We start from the raw sequence: 12,015 nt of genomic DNA on the forward strand, positions 1-12,015 counted from the left end.
AAATAAATTTGGAGGTAATTTAAATGAAGAATAAAAAATTACTTATTGGAGTAAGTTTAATAACAATGTTAACGACAGGAACAGTTGGAGCAGTAATACCATCACAAAATGCTTCAGCTCATGATATAACAACTAATCAAGTTTCAACGACAGACACACAGACTACTATAATTCAAACAAATAAGGTAGGAGAAACAGCTAATACAGTAACTCAAACGAATACACAGGAAGTAAAAAATAGTCAGGCAATTTCTTCTAGTAAAAGAGCAGCAATTTATCAGGCGGTATTAAGTCAAGTTGGTACAACGCAAGATTGTACGATGCTTGTCACAAATGCACTTAAAGCTGTAGGAATTAGCTATCATGATTGGCCAGTAGGTTATATGAGTTTAGGAACGGTTGTATCAGCTTCTGAAGCACAACCAGGAGATCTAATATATTATGCTAATGGTGGTACTGGATATGCACATATTGCAGTTTATGCTGGTAATGGAAAAGCTGTTCATGGAGGTTGGTTAGGTAACCAAACAGTAGTAAATTCAGCTAATGTAGGAAGTGGGACTGTATATATACGAGTTAGTTAATCATTTAATTTAGTCATACGTCTTGAAGTGATTCAAGGCGTATTTTTCTGTATCAACTCTAAGTCTTAAAAAGTATAAATCGAAATAAAATTTACATATTGAATCCTACATGAACTTTTTTATTAACTTAACTATAATTAAATTTGAGTTTTAATTATAGTTTAAAGTTGATTTAAGTGGTTTTAAAGTTAATCGTTTATAATATATTTATCAAATAAATAATTTGAAATAAAAAGTAGGAGATGATTTATATGTCAATAAAGAAAATAGCAAAATTACTAGCTGATAAGAAAGTTAGAAAAATAGCACGGGTGATAATAAGTCATCCAAAGTTTAAGAAAATATTGAAAAGTAGATAATAAAAAAGATTAGAATTAGTAGACTAAAGTGGAGGTAGTGCAAATGAAGAATAAAAAACTACTTATATCGACAGCATTAATAACATTATTAACAACTGGGACTTTTGGTACATTATCATCGAATGATACCTTTGCTAATGATACTCAAGGAAGTAAAATAACACAGATACTTAAAGAAAATCAGCAACCACCAGCAAAACCTGGTTCAGGAAATTTTGGAGGAAGTGGTAAAATTAATCAAGGAACTTCAGCGAATACAATGGATGTGGATGAAAACAAAAATAATGAAACTTATACATCAACAGGTAATGATGAGAATGCATTACGTGTCAAAGGTGCAAAAGTAAACCTAGAAAATATTGAAGTTAACAAGATAGGTGGTTCTACATCAAACACAGAAGATGGTGATTTTTATGGAATGAATGTAGGATTATTGGCTACAGATAAAGCGACTGTTAATATAAAAAATGCGAAGGTTAAGACAACTGCACAAAATGGTAATGGGGTATTCAGTTATGGAGAAGGAACAACTGTAAATATTAGTGACTCTGAAATTTATACAACTAATGATAACTCAGGGGGGATTCAAACTACTGGTGGAGCAGTAATGAATGCTAATAATATAAGTGTAAAAACTGAAGGAAACTCATCAGCTGCTATACGTTCAGATAGAGGTGGAGGTAAAGTAAATGTTAATGGAGGGGAATATGTTTCAAAAGGTTATAATTCTCCAGCAGTGTATTCGACTGCAGACATAACTGTTAAAAATGCAAATCTTAAAGCAGAGAATTCGGAAGCATTAGTAATTGAAGGTCAAAACTCTATTACACTAGAAAATACGAATGTGGAAGGTAATATGAGTGATGATAAAGGTAGTAGCTCAGACACGAATGTACATAATGTGATGATATATCGATCTATGTCGGGGGATGCTGAAGTAGGTAAATCGGTGTTTAATATGAAAGAAGGAACACTAACTAATAATAGTGGTGATTTAATATATGTAACAAATACAACGAGTGAAATAACATTAGAAAATGTTAATATAAAAAATAATGATCAAGAGAGTAGATTGTTGGCAGTATTAGGAAATGATGCTTCTCATGGCTGGGGCACTGCTGGTTCTAACGGAGGTAATGTAACGTTTAAAACAATAGACCAAAAATTAGACGGAAAAATCGAAGTAGATAGTATATCTAAATTGAACTTAACGCTATCAGGATCAACTGTATTTACTGGAACTGTTAATATAGTAGAGAATGCTGAAAAAGGGAAAACAGTAGAAAATAATGCAGAAGTTACCGTTGAAGAAGACGCTGTATGGAATTTAACAGGAGATGTGAGAATTACAAAATTATATAACAAAGGGAAAATAAATTTCAATGGTTATAAAATTACATTGGATGATGGAACGGTTGTAAGTGAGTAAAATATAGTTAAATAATAGGTATGATAGCATATTATAGTGTTATTTTACCTATTATTTTAATGGTAAAAAAACGCATTTATTACGATTTAAAAGATTGTAAATCGTAATAGTTACTTAAGACGAGAATCTATTGACTTGTTATATAAAACAATATAAAATTTAGGTATAGAATAAAAATACGGAGGCGGTAAAGATGACTAAATGTGAATGCGAACACCACTGTCACTGTCATGATGCAGTAGAAGACTGCAAATGTGGGAATTGTGTTGAAGGAACTTGTGACTGTAAAGAAGGTTGTGCATGCGGATGCCACAATGCAAAAGAAGATTGTGAATGTGGAAATTGCAAAACTGGAGATTGTCACTGTGATAAACACGCTGCATAGTTAAAGATGAGATCTGAGAAAGTGTCAGATCTCTCTTTTTTTCAGGGTGGTATAAATATATACTATTATGAAGTGGGAATAATTATAATAAATGATATTTTATATGATGAGTAGCTTAATCACAATCAAAAAATCTTAATAATTAATACACATTAGTACATTTAATAGGTTACTTCATAAAAATTTAAAGTTTACATAATTGCTGAAGAATAATTAATTAACTTCAATTTTCAAGTGTTAAAAAGTATATAAATCTAAAAGAAAACGCTTTACATCAGACTTGTTATTCTTGATTTATTTCTTAATAAACAACATAATTTTTTAAAAAAACTATTCCTATTATCTTTAATTAGTTTATTTTAATTCTGTATCTATAAAAATTTAGAGAGAGTTTATATAAAGCGTAGAATAAGAAAAATGATAGTATATGCAAATGGAAGAAATCTGTTTTATTCTGTTTTCTAAATAAAATAGATTGTAATAGTACAGAATAAAGAAATATTACTGAGATAAATATTGTTATTTTATTGAGCTCATTGATTTGACTTTTTTTCGAAAACGTTGTATATTATTAAAGTAATATATGATTAAAACATAATTTATACACATTTAATAAATATATATACAAACTTTGGAGGTTATTATGGTAAAAACATCAAAAGATTTAACTAAACAAGAGCATTTAGAAATGTATGAACTAATGCACCTTATTAGAGATTTTGATATGGAGTTAAGTAAACTATACTCTCGTGGTTTAGTTCACGGTATGACTCACTATTCAGTAGGAGAAGAAGCAGCTAACGTTGGAGCTATTTATCCATTAAGAAAAGAAGACTTAATGTACTCTAACCACCGTGGTCACGGGCAAACAATTGCTAAAGGTATTGAAATTGACCGTATGATGGCTGAAATCCTTGGTAAAGAAACTGGTCAATGTAAAGGACGTGGAGGAAGTATGCACGTTTATGACCTTGAACAAGGAAACATGGGATGTAACGGTATCGTTGGTGGAGGACATGGTTTAAGTACTGGTGCTGCTCTAGCTCAAAAAATGAAAAAAACAGGTAATGTTGTAATTTGTTGTATGGGTGATGGAGCTACTAACGAAGGAAGTTTCCATGAATGTTTAAACATGGCGTCTAACTGGGATTTACCACTTATTTTCTACGTAATTAACAATAAATATGGTATTTCAATGGCTCAAGAAAGATGTATGCGTGTTGAAAAAATTACTGAACGTGCTGCTTCATACAGAATTAAAGGAATTCACGTTGAAGACGGTAACGATGTATTAGCTGTTTACGATGCAATGCAAGAAGCTATCGAACATGCAAGAAGTGGAAAAGGTCCTGTTTTAGTAGAAGCAGTATCTTACAGATGGTTTGGACACTCAGCTTCAGATGCTGGTAAATACCGTAGTCGTGAAGAAGTAGCAGAATGGAAACTTAAAGATCCTAACGTAAAATATAAAAACTACTTATTAGAAAATGGAATTGCTACAGAAGAAGAATTAAAAGAAATCGAAGATAGATCAAAAGCAACTATCGATGATGCTGTAGAATTTGCTAAAGAATCACCATTTGCTGATGGTTCAATTGCATTCCAAGATAACTACGCTGACTAATATTTTAGGTTAAAATAATTTAAATAATATTTTATATAATAGGAGATTAATAGTTATGACTAAAGAAACAAAAATTATGACAGTTCGTGAAGCCATAAAAGAAGCTATGACTCACGAAATGCGTGAAGATGAAAATGTATTTTTAATGGGTGAAGATGTTGGTATCTTCGGGGGTGACTTCGGTACTACAGTAGGAATGTTAGAAGAGTTCGGTTCTGAACGTGTTATCGATACACCAATTAGTGAAGCTGCTATTTGTGGTGCTGCTGCAGGTGCTGCTTCAGTAGGTATGCGTCCAATTATCGACGTAACATTCATGGACTTCGTAACAATTGGTATGGATGCTATTGTTAACCAAGCAGCCCCAATGCGTTATATGTTAGGTGGAGAAGTACAAGTACCAGTTACTTATCGTTGTGCATCTGGTGCAGGTACAGGGGCTGCAGCTCAACACACTAAAGCTCTAGAAGCATGGTTCTGTCACATTCCTGGACTTAAAGTAGTAGCACCAGGAACTCCAGGTGATGTTTACTCAATTTTAAGAGCAGCAATCAGAGATAACAACCCAGTTATCTACATTGAGCCAAAAGCATTATTTGGACGCAAAGGTGAAGTTGAAGTAGGTAAAGTTGGTGTAATCGGAAAAGGTGACATCAAAGCAGAAGGAACTGATGTAACATTAGTATCTTGGGGAAGAATGTTAGAACGTAGCTTAAAAGCTGCTGAAGAACTTAAAGAAGAAGGAATTTCAGTAGAAGTAGTTGACCCAATTACATTAGTACCATTAGATACAGACTTAATCATTAAATCTGTACAAAAAACAGGAAAATTAGTAGTTTGTCACGACTCATTCAAAACTGGTGGATTTGGTGGAGAAATCGTTGCTCGTATCGCAGAAAGTGATGCATTTGATTTCTTAGACAGCCCAATTTACCGTGTTGCAGGAGCTGACACTAACATTCCATCAGCTAAAAACTTAGAAAAATTAGTTGTGCCTGATGTAGAAGACATCAAAGAAACAATTAAAAAAGCTGTAAATAAAAAATAAAAATTTAGTTAGCGAAGGATGTGAATAAAACATGGCAGTAGAGGTTATTATGCCAAAAGCCGGTAGTGAAATGGAAGAGGGCGAAATCGTACAATGGTTCAAAAATGAAGGTGACCATGTCGAAGCAGGTGAAGTCCTATTAGAAATCGTAACAGATAAAGTAAATATGGAAGTTGAAGCTGATGCCAGCGGAACATTATTAAAAATATTAGCACAAGCAGGAGATGTTGTACCAGTAGTTCAAACAATCGCATGGATTGGTGAACCAGGTGAAGCAATTCCTGGGGCAACTTCAACAGGAGAAGTAGCTCCAGCAGAAACTGTTGTTGAGAAAAAAGTTGATCATACACCAGTTAAAGAAGTAGAAGTAATTGATTATTCAGGCCTTCGTGCTACACCAGCAGCTAGAGCATATGCTCGTGAAAAAAGAATTGACTTATCTAAAGTTAAAGGTACAGGTGCAAAAGGTCGTATCCACAAGGATGATGTTTTAGAATACAAACTAAACTCTAAAGTTAAAATTTCTCCACTTGCAGCACGTATTGCTCAAGTTGAAGGAATCAATACAGAAAGTATCGCTGGAACAGGACCAAATGATAAAATCATGAAAGCTGACGTTCTTGCAGTACTTAATGGTACACCTAAAGCAGAACCAGCTAAAAAAGAAGAAATTGCTCAACCAGGTAAAAAATCTGTTAAAGCACCAAATGAAAATCAATGGGGAATCGTTGAAACTGTACCAATGTCACCAATGCGTAAAGTTATTTCTAAACGTATGAGTGAATCTTACTTCAGCGCCCCAACATTTGTAGTTAATGTTGAAGTTGATATGACTGAATTATTAGCTTTACGTAAAAAAGTTGTTGATGCAATCATCGAAGAAACTGGTAAAAAAGCAACAGTTACAGACTTTATTTCATTAGCGGTAATTAAATCATTAATGAAACACCCATATGTAAATGCTTCATTATCAAGTGATGAAAAAGAAATGTATTTACACCACTATGTAAACTTATCAATCGCTGTTGGTATGGATAGCGGATTAGTAGTACCAGTAATTAAAGGTGCAGATAAGATGAGTCTTAAAGAGCTTGTAGTAGCTTCTAAAGAAATTACAACTAAAGCTCTTGCTGGTAAACTAAAACCAGATGAAATGGCAGACTCAACATTTACAATCAGTAACTTAGGTATGTATGGAGTTAAAAGCTTCGTGCCAATCATTAACCAACCAAATACAGCTATTTTAGGTGTAAGTGCTACAGTTCAAAAACCTGTAGTATTAAACGGTGAAGTTACTGTAAGACCAATTATGACATTAACATTAACAGCGGACCACCGTGTTGTTGACGGATTAGAAGGAGCTAAATTCATGAAGACTCTGAAAGAAGCTATCGAAAATCCACTATCATTACTAATTTAATAATGATATAATATATAGAAGAAAATAAGAGAAAAGTGTATTAAGGAGTGATTATAACATGGCAGTAGAAGTTATTATGCCAAAAGCCGGAAGTGAAATGGAAGAAGGCGAAATCGTACAATGGTTTAAGCAAGAAGGTGACGAAGTAAAAGAAGGTGAAGTCCTACTTGAAATCGTAACTGACAAAGTTAATATGGAAGTTGAAGCTGAAGCAAGTGGAACATTATTAAAAATTCTTCACCCAGCTGGATCAACTGTACCAGTAGTTCAAACAATCGCTTGGATTGGACAACCTGGTGAAGCAGTACCAGGAGCTGATGGAGCAACTGTAGCAGCTCAAGAAGTTGTTAAAGAAGTAGCTGCTGATGTTAAAGTACCTGAAACTAAAGCAGAAGAAGTATTACCAAAACGTGAACGTCGTGGAGAATATGACGTAGCAGTTATCGGTGGTGGTCCTGCTGGATATGTAGCAGCTATTAAAGCAGCTCAATTAGGAGGAAAAGTAGCATTAGTAGAAAACCGTGAACTTGGTGGAACATGTCTAAACCGTGGATGTATTCCAACAAAAACATTCTTACACAATGCTGAAATCATTAACTACATCCGTTCTGCAAAAGATCGTGGTATCAAACTTGTAAATGATGCATTTACAGTTGATATGGAACAAACTGTAGCAGTTAAAAACAAAGTATCTAAAACTCTATCTGGTGGAGTAGCTGGATTACTTAAATCTTACGGTGTTAAAGTATTTAACGGTGTAGGAAGTCTAACAGCTGATAAGAAAATCGTTGTTGACGAAAAAGAAACTATCGATGCTGATAACGTAATTTTAGCTGGTGGTTCTAAAGTAAGTAGAATTAACATTCCAGGAATGGATAGCGATAAAGTACTTACAAGTGATGAGTTCTTAGATATTACTGAAGTACCATCTCGTTTAGCAGTAATCGGAGGAGGAGTAATCGGTTCTGAATTAGGACAAGCATTCTCTACATTCGGTTCTAAAGTAACTATCGTTGAGATGGCTGATCGTCTAATTGCTAACATGGATAAAGATGCATCTGTAGCATTAGAAAAACAATTCAGAAAACAAGGTATCGAAGTTCTTACATCAACTAAATTATTAGAAATCGTCGACAAAGGTCACGAAGTAGTAGTTAAAGTTGAAGGAAAAGAAGATATCGTAGTTGATAAAGTATTACTATCTATCGGACGTATTCCAGATAACACATGTCTTGGAGAATTAGCTGATAAATTCGAAATGGAACGTGGACGTGTTAAAGTTGACGAATACATGGAAACTTCTATTAAAGGAATTTACGCTCCTGGAGATATTAACGGAGTTAAAATGTTAGCTCACGCAGCATTCAAAATGGGAGAAATCGCAGCTGAAAATGCAATGGGTCACAACAAAAAAGTTGATCTTAAAGCTACTCCAGCAGCAATCTACACTCACCCTGAAATCGCAATGGTTGGTTTAACTGAAGACCAAGCTCGTGAAAAATATGATGTTAAAGTTGGTAGATTCAACTTTGGAGCTAACGGACGTTCATTAGCATCTAACCACGGAGAAGGATTCGTTAAAGTAATTATGGATACTAAATACAGAGAAATCTTAGGTATCCACATTGTAGGACCAGTTGCAGCTGAAATTATCAATGAAGGTTCAACATTAATCCAAACAGAAATGACAATTGATGATGTTATGGATATTATCCATGGTCACCCAACATACTCAGAAGCTTTATATGAAGCAATGGCTGACTGTATCGATATGTGTATCCATGCACCTAAGAAAAAATCAAAATAATTTTATTAATGAAGAAAGCAACTAGATTACTAGTTGCTTTTTTATGATTTCTTTATTAAATTTGTACTATATAATTAATTTCAGTTCTTACTATAAATTTTAAAAAAAAACAAAAATCCCCAAAGCAAGATTAAATTGCTTGGGGATAAGTTTTAGCGAGAACTTTCAGCCTCATGAACTTCTTTATGTAATGTTTTTAAATTAATATTTACATCTTTATATTCTTCACTTTGAGGCAATTCTAGTGTGAAATTTAATGGTTTAGATACTTCAATTGTAGCATCTTTAATATCGAAGTTAAATATATGTCCACCTTGTGTACGATCATCACTAATATAATGAAGATGGAATCCTCCTACACCGACTCCTTGAGTATATTCAGGAGAAAAGAAACCAACTATTGTACCTTTACTATTTTCGTAATTAAATATACTTTGTGTTTCTAATATTTCTAGAAGAGTAGGATAAGGTTTTTCATGTTTTTTAGGTGAACGAGTATCAATTTTATCAAATACACCAGTAATTTTAATTGCATAAAAATAATTTGGATTTAAATATTCACTAATATCATTGTTTAAATTTCCAAAACTTGTTGTAGTTACTTTTTTAAAGTTTGTAGAAAACTTAGTAATGTTTGAAAAAGGTGAAGTCGCTTCTTTAGGTTGCAAAGTAGAGAATCCATTACTATCAGTTTTATAAACTTCTCCATTTAGTATAATCATTTCTCCATCAACACCTTCAAAAGTACCAATACCAAAATCACCATGTTCTAGTAATTTTTCTACAGTTGTAGTTCCACTAAATGCTCCACCCATTAGTGCAGCCATAGTGCTATATTGATATAACATAATAAATCTCCTTTTATGGCTTATATTTTAGAAACAAGAGAAACTTGAATCATGTTTAATAGAAACTAGTAGCTCTTTAAAATTAGTTTAAGTAGCTATCTTGAAGAGTTTCACCAAGTTTGATGTTATCACTATAGTCAACAGGAACATCAATAACAACTGGGCCTTCAATTTTGAATGCTTCTTCTAAGCATTTTGCAAATTCTTCTTTTGTAGTTGCACGCATTCCTACAGCTCCATAAGACTCAGCATGTTTTTTAATATCTACTTGACCAAGATGTACCGCAGAATCACGACCGTATTTCATTTCTTGTTGGAAGGCAACCATATTATAAGACGAATCATTCCATACTACATGAACGATTGGTGATTTTAATCTAACGGCAGTTTCAAGTTCCATTGCTGAGAATAAGAAGCCTCCATCACCAGAAATTGATAAAGTTTTCTTATTAGGATAAAGTAAGCCAGAAGCAATCGCCCATGGAAGAGCTACTCCTAAAGTTTGCATACCGTTAGAGAATAGTAGGTGACGAGGTTCATAAGAGCGGAAGTGTCTAGCTAACCAAATTCCATGGGATCCAATATCACAAGTTACAATAGTATCATCAGATACTGCATTTTGAGTTTGTTGAATAATTTCTAATGGGTGAAGACGTCCTTCGATTTTTGATTTAGGGGGTTCGTCACGTTTTACTATTTCTTCTTGAAGTTCTTTTAAGTAAGCTAGGTTTTCTTCAGAAATTCTTACTTTAGGATTTCCATTGTAAATACATTTTAATGTTTCTGAAATATCACCGATAAGTTCAATATCAGGTTGATAATCGCGGTCAATAACAGCAATAGTATCATCAATGTGAACTAGAGTAGCATTTTTATTTGTATTCCAATATACCGGATCATATTCAATTGGATCATATCCGATTGAGATTATTAAATCTGCTTTATGTAATAATCTATCTCCAGGTTGATTTCTAAATAATCCAACACGTCCATAGAAATGTTGAACTAAACCACGAGAAATTACTCCAGCAGCTTGGAACATTTCGACAACAGGTATACCTGTTTTAGCGACTAATAAACGAATAGCTTCTGTTGCTTCTTTAGTTGATGCATTCATTCCTAGTAAAAGAACTGGAAGTTCAGCATTTTCTATTTTTTCAACTAAGTCACTAACATGTTTTGGATCTGCTATCCCTAAAATAGGTTCTCTAAGTCGTTTGATAGCTTTCACAGAAGTTTTTTCATTTATAACGTCTGCAGGTAGTGATACGAATGTAGCTCCTTTTTTAGGCTCTTTAGCTTTTCTAAATGCATTAGTAATGGCTTCAGAAATGCTATCTTGATGACCAACTTCAACAGCTGATTTAGTTACTGGACGAAGCAGGCTAACATTATCCATACTTTGGTGCGTTTGTTTTAATAAATCAGAACGCTTAACTTGACCTCCGATTGCGACAACAGGGTCCCCTTCAGAGTTTGCAGTAATAAGTCCAGTAGCAAGGTTACTAACACCAGGTCCTGAAGTAACTAAAGCGACACCAGGTTTTCCCGTCAGACGTCCAACAGCTTGAGCCATAAATGCCGCATTTTGTTCGTGACGTACGACTACAAGTTCAGGTCCACGATCGATAAGTGCGTCGAATACAGCATCTATCTTTGCACCAGGTATAGCAAAAACGTGTTTAACTCCTTCGTTTATTAAAGTATCTACAACTAATTCCGCACCTCGACGAGATTGTTGTTCTAAATGTCCACTCATTATTATTCCTCCTAAATCCTGAGATTAAAAAATATATAATAATATTCTAACTCTATATTATATTTTTTTCAAGAATAGAATACTAATATGTTTGCTATTGAAATTTTATTTTATAAGAACCTCTTGTAAATATAGCAAAGAATAGTATTGGTTTTATAAAATGTAGTATATTACTTATTTTGAGTTAGTTATATATTGTTGTTAAAGAATTCTTCTCGCAGTATTCCATATTTTACAGAATCATAATAAACACCATTATAATATCTAACCTTTCTAATTCTAGCTTCACACACAAGACCGAGTTTTTCAGATAATCTCATCATTCGTAGATTACCACTCCATGTAGTAAGTCCAATGTGTTGAATATCAGGGAATTTATTAAAACAGATTTTAATCCATTCATTTAATGCTGTATAGCCTATTCCTTTTGACCATGTATGCTGATCATATATTACTATTCCAATCTCTAGCCAACGAGTTGCAAAGCATTCCCAATAGTGAGTAACAATTCCAATAGGTTTATCATTTAAGAATATTCCTAGTACACGATCACTTAAATAATATTCATGATGATTTTTAAGTAGGAAGGTATCTAAATCAATTAACTTAAAATCATTAAAGTAGGGGGCGTTATATTTACTCCATTCTGGAGTTTCTGATGAGTAAATGACGTTATATAAGTCATTTAAATGTTTTTCTTTTATCTTTTTTAGTGTAATCATAAAAATCTCCTTTTTAATATTATAACATAA

The 12,015-nt window shown here is 33.3% G+C and carries 10 protein-coding genes; 7 read left to right on the forward strand and 3 right to left on the reverse strand.

Features of this window, described 5'->3' with window-relative positions; genetic code table 11:
* Positions 1-23 precede the first annotated feature (23 nt).
* The 7 genes from RYK99_RS04455 to lpdA all read left to right on the forward strand — a co-directional run bounded on the left by RYK99_RS04455 (position 24) and on the right by lpdA (position 8,656).
* Complete coding sequence (locus RYK99_RS04455) at positions 24-584, forward strand: NlpC/P60 family protein (RefSeq protein WP_314990503.1); 561 nt, start codon at positions 24-26, stop codon at positions 582-584.
* A gap of 402 nt (positions 585-986) precedes the next feature.
* Complete coding sequence (locus RYK99_RS04460; RefSeq protein WP_314990505.1) at positions 987-2,372, forward strand: hypothetical protein; 1,386 nt, start codon at positions 987-989, stop codon at positions 2,370-2,372.
* A 193-nt stretch (positions 2,373-2,565) separates the two neighbouring features.
* Positions 2,566-2,757, forward strand: coding sequence for a hypothetical protein (locus tag RYK99_RS04465; protein WP_271964816.1), 192 nt, complete (start codon positions 2,566-2,568; stop codon positions 2,755-2,757).
* 643 nt (positions 2,758-3,400) lie between these two features.
* Positions 3,401-4,381 carry a thiamine pyrophosphate-dependent dehydrogenase E1 component subunit alpha gene (locus tag RYK99_RS04470; protein ID WP_314990509.1) on the forward strand — a complete coding sequence of 327 codons (981 nt, stop codon included), beginning with the start codon at positions 3,401-3,403 and terminating at the stop codon, positions 4,379-4,381.
* Between the two features lie 55 nt (positions 4,382-4,436).
* A complete protein-coding gene (locus RYK99_RS04475; RefSeq protein WP_314990511.1) occupies positions 4,437-5,429 on the forward strand; it encodes an alpha-ketoacid dehydrogenase subunit beta in 993 nt (330 codons plus the stop codon).
* 31 nt (positions 5,430-5,460) lie between these two features.
* Positions 5,461-6,849, forward strand: a complete 1,389-nt coding sequence (locus RYK99_RS04480; RefSeq protein ID WP_314990513.1) for a dihydrolipoamide acetyltransferase — start codon at positions 5,461-5,463, stop codon at positions 6,847-6,849.
* Positions 6,850-6,907: 58 nt separating this feature from the next.
* Complete coding sequence (gene lpdA / locus RYK99_RS04485) at positions 6,908-8,656, forward strand: dihydrolipoyl dehydrogenase (protein WP_314990515.1); 1,749 nt, start codon at positions 6,908-6,910, stop codon at positions 8,654-8,656.
* Between the two features lie 152 nt (positions 8,657-8,808).
* On the opposite strand, the gene budA is transcribed toward lpdA, so the two are convergent.
* The 3 genes from budA to RYK99_RS04500 all read right to left on the reverse strand — a co-directional run bounded on the left by budA (position 8,809) and on the right by RYK99_RS04500 (position 11,985).
* The gene (gene budA, locus RYK99_RS04490) at positions 8,809-9,504 is read right to left on the reverse strand and encodes an acetolactate decarboxylase (protein WP_314990516.1); all 696 of its coding nucleotides are present in this window, start codon (positions 9,502-9,504) and stop codon (positions 8,809-8,811) included.
* Positions 9,505-9,586: 82 nt separating this feature from the next.
* Complete coding sequence (gene alsS, locus RYK99_RS04495) at positions 9,587-11,263, reverse strand: acetolactate synthase AlsS (protein WP_314990517.1); 1,677 nt, start codon at positions 11,261-11,263, stop codon at positions 9,587-9,589.
* Positions 11,264-11,451: 188 nt separating this feature from the next.
* The gene (locus RYK99_RS04500) at positions 11,452-11,985 is read right to left on the reverse strand and encodes a GNAT family protein (protein ID WP_314990520.1); all 534 of its coding nucleotides are present in this window, start codon (positions 11,983-11,985) and stop codon (positions 11,452-11,454) included.
* Positions 11,986-12,015: the final 30 nt, after the last annotated feature.

It is taken from the genome of uncultured Gemella sp. (genome assembly GCF_963537375.1).
Taxonomy (GTDB): domain Bacteria; phylum Bacillota; class Bacilli; order Staphylococcales; family Gemellaceae; genus Gemella.